Raw genomic sequence first — 19670 nt, 5'->3', positions numbered from 1 at the left:
GAGCCACTGGCATGTGCGAAGCGTGTGCGAACGATGCCCCGCTCGAGGGGAGTTGAGAATTCCGTGTTTCACTTGTCGCCCTGTGGGCATGTCGACAAAACGCTGAAGTGACCTCACTGGCTGCGGTATACCAGGTGTACCCAGGTTGCAGGTGGTGCGACGATGGACGTTATGGGGGACAAGGCAACTCTGTTGGAGACAGGGCGGTTTGTGCAGCCGACAGATCGGGACGAACCCGGCGAGGCTGCGGAAGAAGCACGCCAGCGGCTGGCCGCGGAGGCCGGCGACGTCGAGGCGATGAGCGTCCTCGGCGCCATGCTGCTGCGCCGCGGAGATCTCGCCGGAGCCGAGCCCCTTCTTCGTGCTGCCACCGGCGCGGGTGACCGGGCCGCTGCCAACAACCTCGGAGTCCTGCTCCACCAGCGCGGTTACGCGGACGAGGCCGCAGGCTGGTGGCGCGTCGCCGCCGTCGCGGGCTCCGCGCCCGCCGCGCACGCCCTCGGCCGGCACTTCCGCGAGCGCGGTGACGAGCCCGCCGCCGAGTACTGGCTGCGCCAGGCCGCCGAGCACGGCCACACGCTGGGCGCGTACGCGCTCGCCGATCTTCTGGAACACCGCAGCGACGTCGGCGCCGAGCGCTGGATGCGGGTCGCCGCGGAGCGCGGGCACCGTGAGGCCGCGTACCGGCTCGCTCGCGCGCTCGACCGGAAAGGCGGCGCCGACGTACTCGTCTCCGGGGACGGCAGGAACCCGGCGGAGGAGGCCGAGCAGTGGTATCGGCAGGCCTCCGCGCGCGGGCACCGGCGGGCCGCGCTGCACCTCGGCTCGATCCTGGAGAAGCGCGGCGAGCTGAAGGAGGCCGGGCGCTGGTACTTGACGTCCGCCAAGGACGGTGAGGCGCGCGCCGCGTGCGCCCTCGCGTTCCTGCTGCGCGACGCGGGCGATGAGGAGAGCGCCGCCGTGTGGTGGCTGCGGGCCGCCCAGGACGGCGACGGCAACGCGGCGAACGCGCTGGGCGCGCTGCACGCCGAGCGCGGCGAGACGCAGACCGCCGAGCGCTGGTACCGCGCGGCCATGGACGCGGGCGACATCAACGGCGCGTACAACCTCGGCCTGCTCTGCGCCGAGCAGCAGCGCACCGCGCAGGCCGAGGGTTGGTACCGGCGCGCCGCCTACGCGGGTCACCGAGAGGCGGCCAACGCGCTCGCGGTGCTGCTCCTGCAGAACGGGGACGCGGTCGGCGCCGAGCCCTGGTTCTCCAAGGCCGCGGAGGCCGGCAGCGTCGACGCGGCGTTCAACCTGGGGATCCTGTACGCGAGTCGGGACGACGAGGCGGCAGCGTTGCAGTGGTACGAGCGGGCCGCCGCCGGTGGGCACACCGAGGCGGCGCTGCAGGCCGGCATCGCGCGCCAGCGTGAGGGTGACGAACAGGCCGCCGAGCGGCACCTGCGGTGTGCGGCCGGGGGCGGCAGCGGAGAGGCCGCGTATCGCCTCGCCTCGCTGCTCGATGTGCGGCGGCCGCCTGCGGTTCGGCACGAGCTGGGGGAGCCCGTCACCGAGAAGAGCGAGTGCGAGGAGTGGTACGAGCGGGCTGCCGAGCACGGGCATCGGCGGGCGCAGGTACGGGTCGGGATGCTGGCCGCCGCGCGGGGCGATGTGGTGGAGGCGGCGCGGTGGTACCGGGAGGCCGCGGAGGCCGGGTCGCGCAACGGGGCGTTCAACCTTGGGCTGTTGCTCGCCCGGGAGGGCAGTGAGCCGGAGGCGGCGTTGTGGTGGACGCGGGCGGCCGATGCGGGGCATGGGCGGGCGGCGCTTCGGCTTGCGTTGCTGTGTGCGCGGCGGGGTGATCTCGCCGAGGGGCAGAAGTGGGCGTCGCGGGCGGTGGAGTTGGGCCCCGCGGAGGTTGCGGAGCGGGCGGGGCGGTTGCGGGACGCGTTGCGGCAGGAGCTGTCGGCGTAGCGTCACGCGTGTGCGGCCTGCACCGGGGTTTCCGGCTGCGCCGGGGCGGGGCGCGATACATGTGCGGCCTGCACCTGGGTTCTCGGCTGCACCGGGGCCGTGGCCCGACGCGTGTGCGGCCTGCACCGGGCGCCGCCTTGCCCACCCTGCCGCCCAAGGCGGCAGATTGCCCAAGGCGGGGGTGGGGTCGACCGCGGCGGGTGGGGAGCGTTTTCCGGCGGCGGGCCGCCGAAGGCGGGGGTGGGGTCGACCGCGGCGGGTGGGGAGCGTTTCCTGGCGGCGGACCGCCCAAGGCGGAGGTGGGGTCGACCGCGGCGGGTGGGGAGCGTTTTCCGGCGGCGGGCCGCCGAAGGCGGGGGTGGGGTCGACCGCGGCGGGTGGGGAGCGTTTCTCGGCGACGAACCGCCCAAGGCGGGGGTGGGGTCGACCGCGGGGGGTGGGGAGCGTTTCCCGGCGGCGGGGCGCCGAAGGCCTGGTGGTCCACCGCGCTCGCACGTCCGTTCCCCGCGGAGCGGTTTGCGCTGGTCGGGGGCGTGCCGTACTGTTGGGTTCACCGACGCGGGGTGGAGCAGCTCGGTAGCTCGCTGGGCTCATAACCCAGAGGTCGCAGGTTCAAATCCTGTCCCCGCTACTGAAGGCCTGAGGCCCGGAACCAGAAATGGTTCCGGGCCTCAGGTGTTTCTCAGGGGGGGCTCAGGGCTTGTGGCCGACCGCCTCCTCGTACAGCTTCCTGTTCACCGTCTTCGACTCCGGCAGCGGGTCGCCCTCGGAGACGCCCGCCGCCTTGTACGCGGCCTGCAGCCGGTCCGTCGTGCCGGAGCGGATCTCCCAGTCCATCCGCAGCGACGGCGTCTCCTCCAGGACCTTCTTGTCCGTCTTCAGGAGGCTTGCCAGTTCGGTCACGAAGGCGGGGTCCTTCTTGTAGTCGCCCCGGAAGTACGTGTTCACGGTGCGGATGTACGCGCGCAGGAGCGCGACGCCCGCGTCCGGGTCCTTGGTGAGCAGGTTCGGGCCGAACAGCATGCCGCCGAGCGGCTCGCCCTGCGGCTGGCCGCCGAGGAACGCGTAGCGCTTGTCGCCGTCGACCTTGCGCCAGATCGGGTCGAGGAGCCAGGCCGAGTCGACGCCGCCGTTCTGGAGCCCGGTCAGCACGTCGGCCGAGCCGAGCTGCTGGAACTGGATCTTGCTGAGGCCGCCGCCGTGCTTCTTCAGGGCGATGTTCATCGGGTACGAGGCGACCGATCCCTTGCCGATCAGCGTGCCCATCTTCTTGCCCGCCATCCGGACCTGCGACGCGCTCTGCCCCTTCTTGAGGCGCACCCACAGCCCGCTCTTGGACTTGGGGTCGGGGGAGAAGTTGCCGGACACCCACTTGATGTCGAAGCCGCCGAGGATGCCGTTCATGACCGCCGCCTCCGGGGCGGCCCACTGGGCGTCGATGTCGCCCTTGGCGAGGAGGGGGAGGGCGTCGGGCGTGGGGAGGACCTTGAGCTTCACATCCAGGCCCTCCTTCTTGAACTCGCCCTTCTTGACGGCCATTTCGAGCGGGGCGACGTACTCGGCGCTCAGCGTGCCCGTCGCGATCGTCAGCTTGCGGGGCTTGCTGAGCTTGACCGGGGCCGGCGCGCCCTTGTCGCAGCGGGCCGGCGCGCGGCCCGGGGAGCGGTCCGCCGGATCGGTCCAGGAGCCCTTGCCGCAGCCCGCGACCGCCTTGATCGCACGCGGCTTGGCCGCGGCGTCGGAAGACGAGGTGTCGTTCTTCGCGCAGGACGTCGTGCCGAGCAGCAGGGCGCCGGCCGCGAGCAGGGTCGTACCTACGTATCTGGTGCGCATGGAGCCTCCGTACGGGGTGCGAATGGTGGGCGTCAGGACTGGCCGCGGCCGCGGTCGCGTGGCGCCCATGGGGTGAGGAACCGGCCTGCCAGGCGCACCAGTTCGGAGAAGAGGACGCCGAGGGCGGCGACGCAGACGATGCCGACGAACATCACGTCGTTCTGGAAGAGGGCGCGGGCGTCGAAGATCAGATGGCCGAGGCCGTCGTTCGCGGCGATCTGCTCCGAGGCGACGATGACCAGGACCGCGACCCCCGCCGCGATGCGCGCGCCGACCAGGACGGCGGGGAGCGAGGCGGGGAGGAGTACGTGGCGGAACATCTGCCAAGGGGAGGCGCCGAAGACCTGGCCCGCGTCCCGGTGGCCGGTGGGGACGGAGATCACCGCCGCCATCGTCGAGATCCATACGAAGAAGAAGACCGTCGCCGCGACGAGCGCGATCTGCGGTCCCTCGCCCAGGCCGAACATGTTCAGGAAGATCGGCAGCAGGGCGAGCTTCGGGACGACGTAGAGGGCGTCGAGGAGAGGTTCGAGGGCCGCGCGGACCAGGGAGATCGAGCCCATGAGGAGGCCGAGGAGGTAGCCCGACACCGTGCCGATGACGTAGCCGGCGAGGACCCGCTTCAGGGTGGCCCACACGTCCGGCCACAGCTCGCCGTCGGCCGCGCGCTGCCAGCCGTCGGCGAGGATCGTGGACGGGGCCGGGTAGACGCGCGCGTCGATCCAGGACTGGGAGGCCGCGAGCTGCCAGAGCAGGATCAGGACCACGGGGACCGCGACCGCGAGGGAGAGTTCGAGGGCGCGGCGCCTGCGCCGTGCGCGGACGGGGTGGAGCTCCTCGGGGCCCGGAGCGCGGACCAGCAGGCCGTCCGTGGCCTTCGTCTGGGTGAGGGAGCTCATGCCGGGACCGCCTCCTGGTGCACCTCGCCGCGCAGCAGATCCCACAACTCGCCCTTCAGGGACGTGAATTCGGGGGTGTCGCGGATGTCGCCGGTGCGCGGGCGCTCGAACGGCGGCCTGCGCTCGGCGATCACGCGTCCCGGCCGGGCCGACATCACCAGGACCCGGTCGCCGAGGACGATCGCCTCCTCCAGGCTGTGCGTGATGAAGAGCGTGGTGGTCCGCGTCGTCTGCGTGAGCGCCAGAAGCTCGTCCTGGAGGATCGTGCGGAGCTGGGCGTCGAGGGCCGCGAAGGGCTCGTCCATGAGGAGGATCTCCGGTTCGACCGCCAGCGCCCGCGCGATCGCGACGCGCTGGCGCATGCCGCCGGAGAGGGCGGACGGGTACGCGTCGGCGAAGTCGGCGAGGCCCATCCGGCCGAGCCAGTCGCGGGCGCGGGCGTTCGCCTCCTTGCGCGGGGTCTTCTGGATGTCGAGGCCGAAGCGGACGTTGGCCAGGACCGTCTTCCAGTCGTAGATCCCGTAGTCCTGGAAGATCATGGCTGCCGGCCGGGCGCTCGTCGTACGGATCTCCAGGGTGCCGCTGGACGGACGGGTGAGGCCAGCGGCCGTCCGGAGCAGGGTGGACTTCCCGCAGCCCGAGGGGCCGACCACACAGACGAACTCGCCGGGGGAGACCGCCAGGTCGAGCGGTCCGAGGGCGTGCGTGGTGCCGAAAGTCCTGGTGAGTGCGCGGGCTTGGAGCTTGGGATGCATGGGCCCTCCGGGGTGCGGCGGATTCACGTGGGCGACCGCGAGAATATGACGACCCGTCAGATTGCGGAAGGGGGTGCGTGGTCGGCGCACGCGTGGCCGGGTGGCGCCGCCCGGTGGGCGCACAGCAAAAGGCCCGCACCGTACGGTGCGGGCCTCATCGGCTGAAGAGGGGCTACGCCTTCGCGGCGCAGTCCGGGCACAGGCCCCGGTAGGTGACCTCGACGTCCGAGATCGTGAAGCCGAAGCGCTCGCCGGACGGCAGGGCCGTCAGCGGATTGCCCGTCGGGTGGACGTCGCGGATCTGGCCGCACAGGTCGCAGACCAGGTGCTGGTGCGGGCGGTGCGCGTTCGGGTCGTAGCGCTTGGCGCGCTTGTCCGTCGCGACCTCGATCACCTCGCCGAGCGAAACCATCTCGCCCAGCGTGTTGTAAACGGTGGCCCGGGAGATCTCCGGAAGCTTCGCTGTCGCCCGCGCATGCACCTCGTCAGCGGTGAGGTGTACGTGGTCCCCGTCGAGAACCTCGGCCACGACGCGTCGCTGCGCGGTCATCCGCCAGCCGCGTCCGCGCAGCCGTTCCAACAGGTCACTCATAAGGACCAGCCTAACAGTCAGGGGACCTGGGCCCCGATTGGATGTGACTTTGGAGCTTTCCTTGACTTAGACATTGTCCATTGTAGGATCAGGCTCGGCTATAGCCAAGCGACAGGACGACTCGGGAAGGGCAGCCAATGTCCGAGAAGAACGAAGAATTTGTCACGGACCCCAACGCGGAGGCGGGCGGTTGTCCGGTCGCGCACGGCCGAGCCGCGCACCCGACGCAGGGTGGCGGCAACCGGCAGTGGTGGCCCGAGAGCCTCAATCTGAAGATCCTTGCGAAGAACCCGGCCGTGGCGAACCCGCTGGGTGAGGAGTTCGACTACGCCGAGGCGTTCAACTCTCTGGACCTCCCCGCCGTGAAGCGGGACATCGCCGAGGTCCTGACCACCTCGAAGGACTGGTGGCCGGCCGACTTCGGGCACTACGGCCCGCTGATGATCCGTATGGCCTGGCACTCCGCCGGTACGTACCGGATCAGCGACGGCCGCGGTGGCGCGGGCGCGGGCCAGCAGCGCTTCGCCCCCCTGAACAGCTGGCCGGACAACGGCAACCTGGACAAGGCCCGCCGCCTGCTCTGGCCCGTGAAGAAGAAGTACGGCCAGAGCATCTCCTGGGCCGACCTTCTGATCCTCACCGGCAATGTCGCCCTGGAGACCATGGGCTTCGAGACCTTCGGCTTCGCCGGCGGCCGCCCGGACGTGTGGGAGCCGGACGAGGACGTCTACTGGGGCCCCGAGCAGATCTGGCTCGACGACAAGCGCTACACGGGCGACCGTGACCTCGAGGACCCGCTCGGCGCCGTCCAGATGGGTCTCATCTACGTCAACCCCGAGGGTCCCAACGGGAACCCGGACCCGATCGCCGCGGCCCGCGACATCCGTGAGACGTTCCGCCGCATGGCGATGAACGACGAGGAGACCGTCGCCCTCATCGCCGGTGGCCACACCTTCGGCAAGACGCACGGCGCGGGCGACGCGGACCTCGTGGGCGCCGAGCCCGAGGGCGCGCCGATGCAGCAGATGGGCCTCGGCTGGAAGTCGGGGCACGGCTCCGGCAAGGGCCGCGACGCCATCACCTCCGGCCTCGAGGTGACCTGGACCGAGACGCCCACGCAGTGGAGCAACTACTTCTTCAAGAACCTCTTCGAGTACGAGTACGAGCTCACGCAGTCCCCGGCCGGGGCCAACCAGTGGGTGGCGAAGAACGCCGAGGCGATCATCCCGGACCCCGAGGACCCCTCGGTCAAGCGTCTCCCGACGATGCTCACCACGGACCTCTCGCTGAAGTTCGACCCGATCTACGAGCCGATCTCGCGGCGCTACTACGAGAACCCGGAGGAGTTCGCGGACGCCTTCGCCCGCGCCTGGTACAAGCTGACGCACCGTGACATGGGACCGGTCGTCCGCTACCTCGGCCCGGAGGTCCCCTCCGAGGAGCTGATCTGGCAGGACCCGCTGCCGGCGAGCGAGGGCGAGGCCATCGACGCCTCCGACATCGCCACGCTCAAGCAGCAGGTCCTCGCCTCGGACCTCACGGTCCCGCAGCTGGTGTCCGCCGCCTGGGCCTCGGCCTCCTCGTTCCGCGGCAGCGACAAGCGCGGCGGTGCCAACGGCGCCCGTATCCGCCTCGAGCCGCAGCGCGGCTGGGAGGTCAACAACCCGGAGAGCCTCGCGCAGGTGCTCCGCGTGCTCGAGGGCATCCAGGAGTCCTTCAACGCCGCCGGCGGCAAGAAGGTCTCCCTGGCCGACCTGATCGTGCTCGCGGGCTCCGCGGCCGTCGAGCAGGCCGCCAAGGACGGCGGCGTCGAGGTCGAGGTGCCGTTCACGGCGGGCCGTGTCGACGCCTCGCAGGAGCAGACGGACATCGAGTCCTTCGCCGCCCTCGAGCCGAAGGCCGACGGCTTCCGCAACTACGTGGGCAAGGGCAACCGCCTCCCGGCGGAGTTCCTGCTCACCGACAAGGCGAACCTGCTGACCCTCAGCGCGCCCGAGATGACCGTCCTCGTCGGCGGCCTGCGCGTCATCGGGATCAACACGGGCGGTTCGAAGCACGGCGTCCTGACCGACCGGCCGGGCACGCTGAGCAACGACTTCTTCGTCAACATCACCGACATCGACACCCAGTGGGAGTCGACGTCGTCCGCGCAGGACGAGTTCCAGGGCCGCGACGCCTCGGGGCAGGTCAAGTGGACCGGCACCCGCGCCGACCTGGTCTTCGGCGCCAACTCCGAGCTGCGTGCGCTCTCCGAGGTGTACGCGAGCGACGACGCCAAGGAGAAGTTCGTGAAGGACTTCGTCGCGGCGTGGGCGAAGGTCATGGACCTCGACCGGTTCGACGTGCGCTGATCGAGAACCGTTGAGCACAGCGGGCCGGTTCCCTCACGGGGAGCCGGCCCGCTGTGTCGTGTCCGGGCCCGTCGTGTCTAGGCCGGGAGCGGGGCGGGTCGGCGCCGGGCCGGGGCCCAGCGGCGGATGATGTCGCGGACCGAGACGATGCCGACCGGCTCTTGTCCCTCGAGCACGATGAGATGCCGGAAGCCGCCGTGCGCCATGGCGGCGGCGGCCTCGTCCACGGTCCACGAAGGAGTGGCGAAGACGACGTCCGTCGTGGTGTGCGCGCCGGCGGTCTCCAGGTCCGGATTCTGGTTCCGGCCCAGGGCGTTGAGGATGTCGCGCTCGGTCAGGATCCCGATGCCGCTGCCGTCCGGGTCGAGGACGACGGCGGCGCCGACGCGGCGCTCGGACATCAGCCGGGCCGCCTGGCGCAGGGTGTGGTTGGGGCCGATGGTGAGGACCATCGTGCTCATGGCGTCACGGACGAGCATGGATGGAGCCACCTTCCTGTGTGAGGCACTTGTGGAACCGGTCCTGTGTCGAACGAGAAACGGTTCACAAGTTCACAAGTGGGGGGACTCTCAGAGTTGCAGGTAAAGGGAGTGTCAACAAGGGGGCGCGGGAGGCGAGTTCAGGCGCGCGAGTGACTCAACACGCGCTCACACCGAAGCGCGCAGGTAACTCAGCAACTGGTCGTGCAGCAGGCCGTTCGAGGCCGCCGCGTTGCCGCTGTGCGGGCCGGGGCGTCCGTCGAGCCCGGTGTAGCTGCCGCCCGCCTCCGACACGACGATCGCCGGCGCCGCCATGTCCCACAGGGAGAGCTCCGGTTCGGCGCACATGTCGATCGCCCCCTCGGCGACCATCATGTACGGCCAGAAGTCCCCGTAGCCGCGCGTGCGCCACACGGCCCGCGTCAGGTCGAGGAACCCGTCGAGCCTGCCCTGCTCCTCCCAGCCGGTCAGCGAGGAGTACGCGAACGAGGCGTCCTCCAGGCGGCCCACCTTGGAGGCGTGGATGCGCGTTGCGGAGGTCAGGCTGCGGCCCGTGTACGCGCCCGCTCCCTTCGCGGCCCACCAACGACGCTGGAGCGCGGGGGCGGAGACGACGCCGACGACCGGCTGGTAGCCGCCCTCGCCCGCCTCCATCAGCGAGATCAGCGTGGCCCAGACCGGGACGCCGCGCACGTAGTTCTTGGTGCCGTCGATCGGGTCGATGACCCAGCGGCGCGGGCCCGTGCCCTGAATCCCGTACTCCTCGCCCAAGATCGCGTCGCGCGGCCGGGCCCGTTGCAGATTGCCGCGGATCAACTCCTCGGCGGACTTGTCGGCCTCGCTCACCGGAGTCATGTCCGGCTTGGTCTCCACCTTCAGGTCGAGAGCCTTGAACCGGTCCATCGTCGCGGCATCGGCGACGTCCGCGAGGACGTGGGCGAGCCGCAGATCATCTTGGTAGTCGGGCATGAGTGAACAGTATCGATCGTGATACGCCGACTGCTACAGGGACCGATCCGGCGGCGGGCCCGGTGTGCTCGACGTGAGGCCTTGACACCGCGTACGAGCGCGTCAACTCTGGCCACACAGGCCTTACGAAGCCCGGCGAACCGGGGAGGCGACCATGCCCGCAGCGCGGGAATCCCTATTGGAAGCGGCCTACACGGCGCTCGCGCGGCGACCCTGGGGCGGGGTGCGGATGGTCGACGTGGCGGCCGTCGCCGGGGTCTCCCGGCAGACCCTCTACAACGAGTTCGGCAGCAAGGAGGGGCTCGCGCGCGCCCTCGTACGCAGGGAGGCCGACGCCTATCTCGCGGGCGTGGACCGGGTCCTGAAGGAGGGCGGGCTCGACGGTGTGGCCGAGTGGACCGTCGCCAGCGCGCGGCGCAATCCGCTGGTGCGGGCCGTGCTCACCGGGTGCTGGAGCGAGCGCCTGCCCTCGCCGACGCTGTCCGCCGTGCCGTCCTCCTCGTCCGTGCCGGCCCAGCGCCGGGCGGACGGTCCGCTGCCTGCGCCCGGCGACTTCGTGGCCGCGGTGCGGGACCGGAGCGTGGCCGCGCTCGGGGTGCCGGGCGTGGCGAAGAGCGAGACGGAGGCGCTGGCGCGGGACTGCGAGGTGGCGGTGCGGCTCGCGTTGTCCTGCGTGATGGCGCCGCCGGGGGAGGGCGGGGTCGCGCGGATGGTGCGCGAGGTCGTACGCCGGTAGCAGTGACGCCGGTGGAACGGACGCCGGTGGAACGGGCGGCTCAGTGCGCCGAGCCCGAGAGTTGCAGGCCGATCACGCCCGCGATCACCAGGCTGATCGAGACGATCTTGAGGACCGAGACCACGTCGCCGAGGAAGATCATGCCGTAGATCGCCGTGCCGGCCGCGCCGATGCCCGTCCACACCGCGTAGGCAGGACCCACGTCGAGCTTCTTCAGGGAGAGCGTGAGGAGGCCGAAGCTGCCGAGGGCGAACGCGGCGAACGCGATCGTCGGCCACAGCCGCGTGAAGCCGTGGGAGAGCTTCAGACAGACGGCGAACCCGGTCTCCAGGATCCCCGCGACGACGACCAGCAGCCACGCCATGTCCTTGTGCCTCCCGCGTTCCACTGATCTCTGAGTGCCCGTGATCTTGCGTCCGGCTTGGTGCGATTATGCCCTTACCTATGTGGCGCGGCAGCAAACAAGTGCGAGTTCAGTCGCCCTCGCGGCGCTCCCGTGTCGCGAGGAGGCGGCGCAGCGAGTACAGCCGGGCCGGATCCGCGTGCCCCTCCTCCACGTAGGCGTCCAGGGCGCAGTCGGGCTCGTCGTGGCTGCACGCGCGCGGGCAGTTCTCCGTGCCCGGCTCCAGGTCGGGGAAGGCGTGGATGACGCGCGACGGGTCGACGTGGTGCAGTCCGAACGACCGCACGCCGGGCGTGTCGATCACCCAGCCCGCGTCCCCCGACAGCGGCAGCGCGAGTGCCGACGTCGTCGTGTGCCGGCCGCGCCCCGTCACCGCGTTGACATGCCCTGTCGTACGCCGCTGATCGTCCGGCACCAGGGCGTTGACCAGCGTCGTCTTGCCGACGCCGGAGTGCCCGACGAACGCGGTGATCTTCCCGTCGAGCTGCTCTCGCACCCGCTCCACGGCCGTGCCGTCCTCCAGCTCGGCGCGGCTGGTGACGACGTACGGGATGTCGAGCGCCCCGTACAGGTCGAGCATCGCGTCCGGCGGGGCGAGGTCCGACTTGGTCAGGACGAGGAGCGGTGTGAGGCCGCCGTCGAACGCCGCCACCAGGCAGCGGTCGATCATGCGCGGGCGCGGCTCCGGGTCGGCGAGCGCGGTGACGATGGCCAGCTGGTCGGCATTGGCGACGACGACCCGCTCGTACGGGTCGTCGTCGTCCGCCGTGCGGCGCAGCAGGGAGCTGCGGCCCCCGATGCGGACGATGCGCGCGAGGGTGTCCTTCTTGCCGGACAGATCGCCGACGACGGAGACCCGGTCGCCCACGACCGCCGCCTTGCGGCCCAGCTCGCGGGCCTTCATGGCGGTCACGGGGACATCGTCGATGAGGACGGTGAGGCGGCCGCGGTCGACCGTGAGGACCATGCCCTCGGCCGCGTCCTCGTGCTTGGGACGGATGTTGCTCCGCGGCCGGTTGCCCTTGCGGTTCGGGCGCTGGCGGATGTCGTCCTCGTCGGTGTGCTTGCCGTAGCGGCGCATCGCGATGTGCCCCTACGCCCGGTCGGTCCCGAGCATCGCGGCCCACATGTCGGGGAAGTCCGGCAGCGTCTTCGCGGTGGTCGCCACGTTCTCGATCTGTACGTCCTTGACCGCGAGGCCGATGATCGCGCCCGCGGTGGCCATGCGGTGGTCGTCGTACGTGTGGAAGATCCCGCCGTGCAGCTTGCGGGGGCGGATGTGCAGACCGTCGGCGGTCTCCGTCACGTCACCGCCCAGCTCGTTGATCTCCTTGGTGAGCGCGGCGAGGCGGTCCGTCTCGTGCAGGCGCAGGTGGGCGACGCCGCGCAGCGTTGACGGGGAGTCGGCCAGGGCGGCCACCGCGGCGATGCCGGGGGTCAGCTCGCCGACCTCGCTCAGGTCGACGTCGATGCCGTGGATCGAGCCCGAACCGGTGAACTCGAGCCCGCGCTCGGTCAGTTCACAGCCGCCGCCCATCCGCGTGAAGATGTCGCGCAGCGCGTCGCCGGGCTGCGTGGTGTGCTCCGGCCAGTCGGGGATCGTCACCTTGCCGCCGGTGACGAGGGCCGCCGCCAGGAACGGCTGGGCGTTCGAGAGGTCCGGCTCGATGGTGATGTCCCGGCCGAGCAGGGCGCCGGGCGTGACCCGCCACACGTTCGCCTCGCCGCCCGACTCCGGGGAGTCGACCTGGGCGCCGACCGCCCGCAGCATGTCGACCGTCATGCGGATGTGCGGCATGGAGGGGACGGACGAGCCCGTGTGCCGGATCTCGACGCCCTGGTTGAAGCGGGGGCCCGACAGCAGCAGGGCGCTCACGAACTGGGAGGACGACGAGGCGTCGATCTCGACCGGGCCGCCCTCCAGGGCGCCCCCGCCGTGCACCGTCAGCGGCAGCGCGCCGCGCCCCCCATCGTCGATCCGGGCGCCCAGCGCGCGCAGGGCGTCGATCACGCCGTGCAGCGGACGCTCGTACGAACGCGGGTCGCCGTCGAACCGGATCGGACCGTCGGCGAGCGACGCGACCGGCGGCAGGAAGCGCATCACGGTGCCCGCGTTGCCGACGTCGACCGTGGCGGGCCCCTGAAGGCCGGACGGGATGACGCGCCAGGCCTCACCGGACCCGTCGGGACCCACGCCTTCTTCGATGCCCACGCCCATCGCGCGCAGCGCGGCCGCCATCAGCAGCGTGTCGCGGGAGCGCAGCGGGCGGCGCAGCCAGCCCGGCTCCGCGGCGAGCGCGGCGAGCACGAGCGCCCGGTTGGTGACGGATTTGGACCCCGGCACCTGAACAGTCGCGTCGACGGCTCCGCTCGCGAGAGGGGCGGGCCAGAGGGCGGTGTGGGCCGGGTTCGTGGTCATGCCCCAACTCTAGTCGGCCCCCGGGAAGGCACCTGCTCACAGCCCCAGCAGCCAGCGGCCACCGCCGAGCAGTGAGCACAGTGAGACGGCGTGGAAGAAAAACAGCCACATTCCCGCGGGGACGTGCGTGAGGCGCGAGAGCTGGTCGGCGTCGGAGTCTCCGGCGCCTCCCCTATGGCGCTTGCGCTGCAACTCGAAGGCGGGGCGTACGCCGCCGAGCAGCAGGAACCAGACGACGGTGTACGCGAAGGCCGCCTGGACCTGCGGCCCCGCGAGCCAGGAGACGAGGAGGAAGGCGCCGCCCGTGATCACCACGGTCAGCGCCCCGTACGCGTTCCGGATCATCACCAGCATCAGGACGAGCAGCGCCGTGGCCAGCCACAGCAGCAGCGTGATGTGCCCGTCCGAGAGCAGCGCCGCGCCGCCGAGGCCGAGCAGCGGCGGCGCCGTGTACCCGGCGGCCGCGGTCAGGATCATGCCGAGCCCGGTCGGCTTGCCCCGGCTGACGGTCAGGCCGCTGGTGTCGGAGTGCAGCCGGATGCCGTCGAGCCTGCGGCCCATGAGGAGCGCGATCAGGCCGTGGCCGCCCTCGTGGGCGATGGTGATGGCGTTCCGGGTCAGCCGCCAGATGTTGTGCGGGACGATCACGGCGAGCGCGACGACGGCCGTGGCGATCGTCACCCACTGGTCGGGGTCGGACTGGGTTCCGAAGATCCGGTCCCAGAGGCTGGCGTCCATGTGTTTCGGCTGCTCCCGTTCGGGTTCGGTGGCGGGTCGGCATCTGGCACTGTGGCACGTATGTGCGGACGTTATGCATCGAGTCGCAGGCCCGAGGATCTCGCAGGAATCTTTGAGATCGAGAAGTGGGAACCGGAGGAGGCCTATGAGGCCGACTTCAACGTGGCTCCCACCAAAGAGGTCTACGCGGTTCTCGACCGCCCGGTGAAAGACGCCGACGACCCGCGTCCGGTTCGCCAGCTGCGCAAGCTCAAGTGGGGGCTCGTGCCGTCGTGGTCCAAGACGCCGGAGGGCGGCGCCCGCATGATCAACGCGCGGGCCGAGACCGTGCACGAGAAGCCCTCGTACCGGCGGGCCTTCACCACGCGGCGCTGCATCCTGCCCGCGGACGGCTATTACGAGTGGGTGACCGCGGCGGCCGAGCGCGACCTGGAGGTCGAGGGCAAGAAGAAGCGGCCGCGCAAGCAGCCGTACTTCGTGACGCCGGCGGACGGATCGGTGTTCGCCATGGCGGGGCTGTACGAGTTCTGGCACGACCGCACGCTCCCGGACGAGCACCCGCTCGCCTGGTGGGTGACGTGCTCCGTGATCACCACGGAGGCGGAGACCGGGCCGCTCGGCGTGGCGCCGAAGGAGGGGCCGCGGTCACTCGCCGACATCCACCCCCGGATGCCGTTGATGCTGACGCCGGAGCGGTGGGACGCGTGGCTGGACCCGGCGCGTACCGACGTCGAGGACCTGCGGGCGCTTCTCGCCCCTCCTCCGGAGGGGCTGATGAAGGCGTATCCGGTGTCCACGGCCGTGAGCAACGTGCGGAACAACGGGCCGGAGTTGCTGAAGGAACTGGAGGGGCCCGAGGAGGGCACGCTGTTCTAGGCGGCGCCCACGGTGCACGATGGCCGGGTGACCAGCACCACTGAACTCGTCCCCACCGAGACCGGCGACGCCCGCATCACCTGGCACCCCGCCAAGAAGCCGAAACTGGTCCTGGCCGCGAGCCACGGCGCCGGTGGCGGTATCGAGGCCCGCGACCTGGTGGCCCTCGCCGCCACCCTGCCCGCCCACGGAGTGACCATCGCGCTCGTCGAGCAGCCCTGGCGCGTCGCGGGGAAGAAGCTCGCGCCCGCGCCGAAGACGCTCGACAAGGGGTGGCGGGGGATCTGGCCAGCGCTGGAGAAGCCCGGCCTCCCGGTGATCGCCGGGGGCCGCAGCGCGGGCGCCCGCGTCGCCTGCCGGACCGCGGGGGAACTCGGCGCCGCCGCGGTGCTCGCGCTCAGCTTCCCGCTGCACCCGCCGGGCAAGCCGGAGAAGTCGCGGGCCGAGGAACTGCTCGGCGCCGGCGTGCCCACCCTCGTCGTCCAGGGCGGCAACGACCCCTTCGGGAAGCCCGCGGAGTTCCCCGCGACCGGCACGTACGAACTCGCCGAAGTCCCCTATGGGGACCATGGATTCGCCGTCCCGAAGCGCGCCGACATCACCCAGGACGAGGCCCTCGCCGTCATCACCGACGCGGTCACGAAGTGGGCCGGATCACTCGTCTAGCGTCCGGGAATGTTGAGAGCGGTACGGCTGTTGTGCGGACTGTCGGTGCACAGAGTTCGTACGAGAGGAAGTCCGCCGCATGGGTTCAGTCGCTTGCCCCAGCCGTGCCACCGCTCCTGACCTGGAGTGGAGCGTGCTGAGCGCGGCCAAGACCGCTCCTGTTCGGGCGGCGGGCGGACCGGATCGTCGTCTATCCTCCGATTCGAGCGGGGTCTCGTTCGTCCCCGCGACGTCGCTTGAGGAGGTGGGTCCGGTCACAGGGACCGACGCAGGGACCGAGCACGGCCAGGCGGACGAGCGCCCGGAGAGCACTGCTGAGCGCAACGCCCGCTTCGAGCGGGACGCGCTGGAATTCCTCGACCAGATGTATTCGGCGGCGCTGCGCATGACGCGCAACCCGGCCGACGCCGAGGACCTGGTGCAGGAGACGTACGCCAAGGCGTACGCCTCGTTCCACCAGTTCCGTGAGGGCACGAACCTCAAGGCGTGGCTGTACCGGATCCTGACGAACACCTTCATCAACTCGTACCGCAAGAAGCAGCGCGAGCCCCAGCGCAGTGCCGCCGAGGAGATCGAGGACTGGCAGCTGGCCCGGGCCGAGTCGCACATGTCGACCGGTCTGCGCTCCGCCGAGTCGCAGGCGCTCGACCACCTGCCCGACTCGGACGTGAAGCGGGCCCTGCAGGCGATCCCCGAGGAATTCCGCATCGCGGTCTATCTCGCCGACGTAGAGGGCTTTGCGTACAAGGAGATCGCGGACATCATGGGAACACCTATCGGTACGGTGATGTCCCGGCTGCACCGTGGCCGTCGCCAGTTGCGCGGCATGCTCGAGGACTACGCCCGTGACCGCGGGCTCGTCCCGGCCGGTGCCGGTCAGGCGAACGAAGCGAAAGGCTCGGGCTCATGAGCTGCGGAGAGCCGCACGAGACGGACTGCAGTGAAGTCCTGGACCATCTCTACGAGTTCCTCGATCACGAGATGCCGGACAGCGACTGCACCAAGTTCGAGGTGCACTTCGAGGAGTGCTCCCCGTGCCTGGAGAAGTACGGCCTGGAGCAGGCCGTGAAGAAGCTGGTGAAGCGGTGCTGCGGTCATGACGACGTACCCACCGACCTCCGGGCCAAGGTCATGGGGCGGATCGAAGTGATCCGCTCGGGCCAGGCCACGCCCGAAGAGGGCATGGGTAACCCGCTCGCCTGAGCCGCTTCGGCGCCTTGTTCACCCGATCGTGCGAATCCGGGGCCCACGGCCCCGGCAATCCCCGCGATGCCGCGCGAGCGCCTTCCCACGCGTCCTATCCTCCCTGAACTGGACGCCTTGGGGAGGGAGTTGAGGCATGCGGTCGGTTCCGCCCGTGGCCCGTGCGTATGTGCTCCTGACCGCAGCTCTCGCCGCTTTCTGCGCCGCGCCCGCGTTCTCCGCCGCCACGTCGTGGCCCGGCGTCGCCCTGCTCGCGCTCCTCTACGCGGGATGTGAGCAGCTCGGCCGCTGCCGGCTCATCGGGCGGCGCGCGCCCAAGGGGATGGGTACCTTCTTTCCCGTACTGCTCGCCGGGGCGTTTCTGCTGCCACCGGCCGCCGCCGCGCTCGTCGCGCTGCCCGGCGCCCTGCTCGCCTCCGTCGAGCGGCGACCCGCGTGGCTGCGCAAGGTGTGGCGCGCGGCCCAACTCGCCCTCGCCTCCTGGGCCGCGGCCCAGGTCTTCGGGGCGCTCGGCGGGCCCGACGCGGTCTCCGCGCTCTCCGGGCCCCGGTTCCCCTACGCGCTCGTGCCCGGTGGCGCCGCGGTCCTCGCGTTCTGCGCCGCGCTCACCGTGCTCGACGGGGGCGTGCTCGCCGCCGCCGAGCGGGTCCCGGTGCGCAGCGCCTGGCGTGGGCTCTTCCTGCGGATGCTCGCGCCGGTGGCCGCGCACGGGCTCGCCGGTCTGGTGATGGCGACGATGTGGACGAGTTCGTACGGTCCGCTCGCCGCGCTGCTCGTGCTCCTGCCGATGTACATCTCCTGCTGGGTGTTCGCCCAGTACCAGCGGGAGTGGTCGGCCCACCAGGCCACGATCCGGGCGCTCGTGCAGGCCGTCGACATCAAGGACGGGTACACACGCGGGCACAGCGAGCGGGTCGGTCAGGCGTCGATGATGATCGCGCGCGAGCTCGGGATGGCGGGCGAGCGGGTGGAGGCGCTGCGGTTCGCCGGGATCCTGCACGACGTGGGGAAACTCGGCGTGCCCACACGGCTGTTGCGGAAGGACGGACCACTGACACCCGAGGAGCGCGAGGTCATTCAGCTGCACCCCGAGTACGGGCACGAGATGGTGCGCGGGATCGCGTTCCTCGGTGAGGCGCGGGCCGCGATCCTGCACCACCACGAGCGGCTCGACGGGAGCGGCTATCCGTACGGGCTCGCGGGAGCGCAGATTCCGGAGTTCGCGCGGGTGGTGGCGGTCGCGGACGCGTTCGACGCGATGACCTCCACACGCACGTACTCGCGGGCGCGGCCCGTTCCGGTGGCGTTGGCGGAGCTGGAGCGATGTGCCGGCTCGCAGTTCGATCCGGTGATGGTGGAGGCGCTGGTGCGGGTGCTGGTGCGGGACGGGTGGCATCCCGTGGTGACGGCGGACGAGGCGGTGGTGCCCCCGCCCCGTCCGGAAAGCGTCGCCGCTCCGCCGGCGGCGTCCCTGTGACGGCGGCCGAGCCGGAGCACGGCGCCGAAGGAAGCGACCTGCCCAGGGCGGGGCGGGTGCCCGGAGTGCTCGTGGTGGTGTTCGGGATCGCCGTGGTGGTCGCCGCCGTGGCCCTCGGGGACACCGTCTGGCACGGCGTCGTCGAGCGGGGGAACGCCCTCGCCTTCGGGGTGCTCGTCGCCGTGGGGGAGCTCACGCGATGGGGCGGAGCCGAGGACCGGGAGGCCGCGCCGCTCGGGTCCGCGGGGGCGCTCGCGTACGCGCTGCTCGGGGAGGTCGCGGGGCGGCCCACGCACCACGGCGCGCTACAGGTCGTCGCGATCGTCGTCGCCGGCACACTCGTCGGCTGCGTACCGCACGTGGCGCGCGGCAGGGGCGCCTCGCTCGACCACGTGGCGCGGCGCGTGCTCACCGTCGGGTTCGCCGCCATCTGCTTCCAACCGCTCTACAACCAAGGCGTGTTGGCGGAGTGGTTCGGCGACGGGGCGTACTACGCGCTGCTCCTCATCGGGCTGCTGGTGCTGACCGCGCTGTGCGACGCCGTGCTCGCCGCCGCCATGGCGCACGCCAGGACGCGCTGGCCGTTCGGCCCGCTGCTGCGCGACGAGCTGCGGGCGATGCTCGGCATCGGCTCGGCCGTGTGCGCGACGGGGGCCGTCATGGCGCTCGCCGTCGCCGTCGCCGGGCTGTGGGCGCTGCCCCTGATCAGCCTGCCGCTGCTGCTCACCCAGTTGGCGTTCCGGCGGTACTCCGTGGTCAAGGCCACGTACCGGCAGACCATCACCTCACTGGCCCGCGCCACCGAGATCGCCGGCTACACCCCGCACGGGCACGCCCGCCGGGTGGCCGCGCTCAGCCGGGCCGTCGGCCGCGACCTGGGCCTGTCCCAGCCCGACCTGTCGGTGCTGGAGTACGCGGCGCTGATGCACGACATCGGGCAGCTCTCGCTCGTCGACCCGGTGGCCGAGGGCGCCACCGCCGCGCTGCCGCCCGCCCAGCAGCGGCGGATAGCCCTGCTCGGCGGCGCCGTCGTCCGCCAGACCGGGGTGGACACCCAGGTGGCCGTGGTGGTCGAGCGGCAGGCCGATCCGTACCGCGAGCAGCCGCTCACCGCCCGGATTGTGCGGACAGCGAACGCGTACGACGAGATGGTGAGGGAACAGGGACCACAGGGGCCGCTCAGGGCGCTGGAGAGCCTGCGCCTGGCCACGGGCCGCGACTACCAGCCAGAGGTCGTGGAGGCGCTGGCCAGGGTGGTTTCCACGGCCGGTCTGAGCCTAGGGTCGGTTGGGTAACCCATGGGTAATGAGCGGTC

The 19670-nt window shown here is 71.4% G+C and carries 19 protein-coding genes and 1 tRNA gene; 10 read left to right on the top strand and 10 right to left on the bottom strand.

Annotated elements, in window-relative coordinates; translation table 11 throughout:
• Positions 1-162: 162 nt before the first annotated feature.
• Together ACP4E5_RS17705 and ACP4E5_RS17700 are read left to right on the top strand one after the other, a co-directional pair.
• Positions 163-1959: a tetratricopeptide repeat protein gene (locus ACP4E5_RS17705; protein WP_425829798.1), complete on the top strand. Its 1797-nt coding sequence runs from the start codon at positions 163-165 to the stop codon at positions 1957-1959.
• Positions 1960-2516: 557 nt separating this feature from the next.
• Positions 2517-2590, top strand: a tRNA-Met gene (locus tag ACP4E5_RS17700).
• Between the two features lie 62 nt (positions 2591-2652).
• Here the strand turns inward: ACP4E5_RS17700 and ACP4E5_RS17695 are convergent.
• The 4 genes from ACP4E5_RS17695 to ACP4E5_RS17680 form a co-directional block, all read right to left on the bottom strand.
• Positions 2653-3792, bottom strand: coding sequence for an ABC transporter substrate-binding protein (locus tag ACP4E5_RS17695; RefSeq protein WP_425829796.1), 1140 nt, complete (start codon positions 3790-3792; stop codon positions 2653-2655).
• Between the two features lie 32 nt (positions 3793-3824).
• The gene (locus ACP4E5_RS17690; protein WP_425829794.1) at positions 3825-4691 is read right to left on the bottom strand and encodes an ABC transporter permease; all 867 of its coding nucleotides are present in this window, start codon (positions 4689-4691) and stop codon (positions 3825-3827) included.
• Positions 4688-5446, bottom strand: coding sequence for an ABC transporter ATP-binding protein (locus ACP4E5_RS17685; RefSeq protein WP_425829792.1), 759 nt, complete (start codon positions 5444-5446; stop codon positions 4688-4690). The genes ACP4E5_RS17690 and ACP4E5_RS17685 overlap by 4 nt, the downstream gene beginning before the upstream one ends.
• Positions 5447-5618: 172 nt before the next feature.
• Entirely contained in the window at positions 5619-6038 is a 420-nt protein-coding gene (locus tag ACP4E5_RS17680; protein ID WP_425829790.1) for a Fur family transcriptional regulator, read from the bottom strand.
• A 137-nt stretch (positions 6039-6175) separates the two neighbouring features.
• On the opposite strand from ACP4E5_RS17680, the gene katG reads away from it, so the two are divergent.
• Entirely contained in the window at positions 6176-8389 is a 2214-nt protein-coding gene (katG, locus tag ACP4E5_RS17675; protein WP_425829788.1) for a catalase/peroxidase HPI, read from the top strand.
• 77 nt (positions 8390-8466) lie between these two features.
• Here katG and ACP4E5_RS17670 read toward each other — a convergent pair whose 3' ends face one another.
• Together ACP4E5_RS17670 and hisN are read right to left on the bottom strand one after the other, a co-directional pair.
• On the bottom strand, positions 8467-8868 hold the full coding sequence (locus ACP4E5_RS17670) for a CBS domain-containing protein (protein ID WP_425829786.1): 402 nt from the start codon (positions 8866-8868) through the stop codon (positions 8467-8469).
• A 168-nt stretch (positions 8869-9036) separates the two neighbouring features.
• Complete coding sequence (gene hisN, locus ACP4E5_RS17665) at positions 9037-9837, bottom strand: histidinol-phosphatase (RefSeq protein ID WP_425829784.1); 801 nt, start codon at positions 9835-9837, stop codon at positions 9037-9039.
• Between the two features lie 154 nt (positions 9838-9991).
• Between hisN and ACP4E5_RS17660 the strand changes: the two genes are divergently transcribed.
• Positions 9992-10573, top strand: coding sequence for a TetR/AcrR family transcriptional regulator (locus ACP4E5_RS17660; protein ID WP_425829782.1), 582 nt, complete (start codon positions 9992-9994; stop codon positions 10571-10573).
• A gap of 40 nt (positions 10574-10613) precedes the next feature.
• Here the strand turns inward: ACP4E5_RS17660 and ACP4E5_RS17655 are convergent, their stop codons facing one another.
• From ACP4E5_RS17655 to ACP4E5_RS17640, 4 genes are all read right to left on the bottom strand, one after another.
• Entirely contained in the window at positions 10614-10937 is a 324-nt protein-coding gene (locus ACP4E5_RS17655) for a DMT family transporter (protein ID WP_425829780.1), read from the bottom strand.
• A 109-nt stretch (positions 10938-11046) separates the two neighbouring features.
• Positions 11047-12057 carry a ribosome small subunit-dependent GTPase A gene (gene rsgA, locus ACP4E5_RS17650; protein WP_425829778.1) on the bottom strand — a complete coding sequence of 337 codons (1011 nt, stop codon included), beginning with the start codon at positions 12055-12057 and terminating at the stop codon, positions 11047-11049.
• Between the two features lie 12 nt (positions 12058-12069).
• On the bottom strand, positions 12070-13395 hold the full coding sequence (gene aroA, locus ACP4E5_RS17645) for a 3-phosphoshikimate 1-carboxyvinyltransferase (protein ID WP_425829776.1): 1326 nt from the start codon (positions 13393-13395) through the stop codon (positions 12070-12072).
• 36 nt (positions 13396-13431) lie between these two features.
• A complete protein-coding gene (locus tag ACP4E5_RS17640; RefSeq protein ID WP_425829774.1) occupies positions 13432-14133 on the bottom strand; it encodes a M50 family metallopeptidase in 702 nt (233 codons plus the stop codon).
• Positions 14134-14193: 60 nt separating this feature from the next.
• Between ACP4E5_RS17640 and ACP4E5_RS17635 the strand changes: the two genes are divergently transcribed.
• The 6 genes from ACP4E5_RS17635 (at position 14194) to ACP4E5_RS17610 (ending at position 19650) form a co-directional block, all read left to right on the top strand.
• Positions 14194-15009: an SOS response-associated peptidase gene (locus ACP4E5_RS17635; RefSeq protein ID WP_425829772.1), complete on the top strand. Its 816-nt coding sequence runs from the start codon at positions 14194-14196 to the stop codon at positions 15007-15009.
• Between the two features lie 27 nt (positions 15010-15036).
• Positions 15037-15675, top strand: coding sequence for an alpha/beta hydrolase family protein (locus ACP4E5_RS17630; RefSeq protein WP_425829770.1), 639 nt, complete (start codon positions 15037-15039; stop codon positions 15673-15675).
• Positions 15676-15919: 244 nt separating this feature from the next.
• Entirely contained in the window at positions 15920-16585 is a 666-nt protein-coding gene (locus ACP4E5_RS17625; RefSeq protein ID WP_425829768.1) for a sigma-70 family RNA polymerase sigma factor, read from the top strand.
• On the top strand, positions 16582-16878 hold the full coding sequence (gene rsrA / locus ACP4E5_RS17620) for a mycothiol system anti-sigma-R factor (protein WP_351338991.1): 297 nt from the start codon (positions 16582-16584) through the stop codon (positions 16876-16878). The genes ACP4E5_RS17625 and rsrA overlap by 4 nt, the downstream gene beginning before the upstream one ends.
• 136 nt (positions 16879-17014) lie before the next feature.
• Complete coding sequence (locus tag ACP4E5_RS17615; protein WP_425829766.1) at positions 17015-18355, top strand: HD-GYP domain-containing protein; 1341 nt, start codon at positions 17015-17017, stop codon at positions 18353-18355.
• 56 nt (positions 18356-18411) lie between these two features.
• Positions 18412-19650 (top strand): HD-GYP domain-containing protein, encoded by a 1239-nt coding sequence (locus tag ACP4E5_RS17610; protein ID WP_425841430.1) that lies wholly within the window; start codon positions 18412-18414, stop codon positions 19648-19650.
• The last annotated feature ends 20 nt before the right edge of the window (positions 19651-19670 follow it).

The sequence above is a fragment of the Streptomyces fractus genome (genome assembly GCF_049844455.1).
Lineage (GTDB): Bacteria > Actinomycetota > Actinomycetes > Streptomycetales > Streptomycetaceae > Streptomyces > Streptomyces fractus.
This window is presented reverse-complemented; position numbering and strand designations above follow the sequence as displayed.

Excerpts from the sequence above, each read along its gene's own strand:
- ACP4E5_RS17705 (WP_425829798.1), top strand. The coding sequence starts at position 163 with ATGGACGTTATGGGGGACAAGGCAACTCTGTTGGAGACAGGGCGGTTT.
- ACP4E5_RS17695 (WP_425829796.1), bottom strand. The coding sequence starts at position 3,792 with ATGCGCACCAGATACGTAGGTACGACCCTGCTCGCGGCCGGCGCCCTG.
- ACP4E5_RS17690 (WP_425829794.1), bottom strand. The coding sequence starts at position 4,691 with ATGAGCTCCCTCACCCAGACGAAGGCCACGGACGGCCTGCTGGTCCGC.
- ACP4E5_RS17685 (WP_425829792.1), bottom strand. The coding sequence starts at position 5,446 with ATGCATCCCAAGCTCCAAGCCCGCGCACTCACCAGGACTTTCGGCACC.
- ACP4E5_RS17680 (WP_425829790.1), bottom strand. The coding sequence starts at position 6,038 with ATGAGTGACCTGTTGGAACGGCTGCGCGGACGCGGCTGGCGGATGACC.
- katG (WP_425829788.1), top strand. The coding sequence starts at position 6,176 with ATGTCCGAGAAGAACGAAGAATTTGTCACGGACCCCAACGCGGAGGCG.
- ACP4E5_RS17670 (WP_425829786.1), bottom strand. The coding sequence starts at position 8,868 with ATGCTCGTCCGTGACGCCATGAGCACGATGGTCCTCACCATCGGCCCC.
- hisN (WP_425829784.1), bottom strand. The coding sequence starts at position 9,837 with ATGCCCGACTACCAAGATGATCTGCGGCTCGCCCACGTCCTCGCGGAC.
- ACP4E5_RS17660 (WP_425829782.1), top strand. The coding sequence starts at position 9,992 with ATGCCCGCAGCGCGGGAATCCCTATTGGAAGCGGCCTACACGGCGCTC.
- ACP4E5_RS17655 (WP_425829780.1), bottom strand. The coding sequence starts at position 10,937 with ATGGCGTGGCTGCTGGTCGTCGTCGCGGGGATCCTGGAGACCGGGTTC.
- rsgA (WP_425829778.1), bottom strand. The coding sequence starts at position 12,057 with ATGCGCCGCTACGGCAAGCACACCGACGAGGACGACATCCGCCAGCGC.
- aroA (WP_425829776.1), bottom strand. The coding sequence starts at position 13,395 with ATGACCACGAACCCGGCCCACACCGCCCTCTGGCCCGCCCCTCTCGCG.
- ACP4E5_RS17640 (WP_425829774.1), bottom strand. The coding sequence starts at position 14,133 with ATGGACGCCAGCCTCTGGGACCGGATCTTCGGAACCCAGTCCGACCCC.
- ACP4E5_RS17635 (WP_425829772.1), top strand. The coding sequence starts at position 14,194 with ATGTGCGGACGTTATGCATCGAGTCGCAGGCCCGAGGATCTCGCAGGA.
- rsrA (WP_351338991.1), top strand. The coding sequence starts at position 16,582 with ATGAGCTGCGGAGAGCCGCACGAGACGGACTGCAGTGAAGTCCTGGAC.
- ACP4E5_RS17615 (WP_425829766.1), top strand. The coding sequence starts at position 17,015 with ATGCGGTCGGTTCCGCCCGTGGCCCGTGCGTATGTGCTCCTGACCGCA.